The sequence below is a fragment of the Mycolicibacterium sp. XJ879 genome (genome assembly GCF_053483935.1).
This window is the reverse complement of the sequence record NZ_JBEFTH010000045.1, coordinates 1-426: the sequence shown is the minus strand read 5'-3', so window position 1 is coordinate 426 and position 426 is coordinate 1. Positions and strand designations below refer to the sequence as shown.

Genomic DNA, 426 nt, shown 5'->3' with positions numbered 1-426 from the left:
TTGTGGGTCTGGTTGGTGGTGGGTTCTGGACATCGTGGGTGGGTGGCGGTAGGGTGGGAAATCTCTAATCAGAGATTGGGTGGCGGGTTGGTTCGCCGGGTGTGGTTGTGGAGGCTTTGAGGTGCCCCTTTTGGATTCGCATCAGATCATTTCGGTGGACGATCATTTGATCGAGCATCCGCGGGTGTGGACTGATCGGTTGAGTTCGCGGGATGTGGAGGCCGGGCCGCAGGTGGTGACTCTCGATGATGGTCGTCAGGTGTGGCGCTTTGAGGGGCAGTTTCATCCGCAGATCGGTTTGAATGCGGTGGCGGGTAAGAAGCCTGAGGATTACGGGTTGGAGCCGTTGCGGTTTGATGACATGATCGCGGGATGTTATGACCCGCATGAGCGGGTTGCGGACATGGATTTGGACGGGGTGCAGGC

Annotated in this window: 1 pseudogene; it reads left to right on the top strand. The window is 58.2% G+C overall.

The features are described 5' to 3' along the window. Positions 1-121: 121 nt before the first annotated feature. A pseudogene (locus ABQF13_RS25320) lies at positions 122-426 on the top strand (amidohydrolase family protein); the annotation flags it as partial.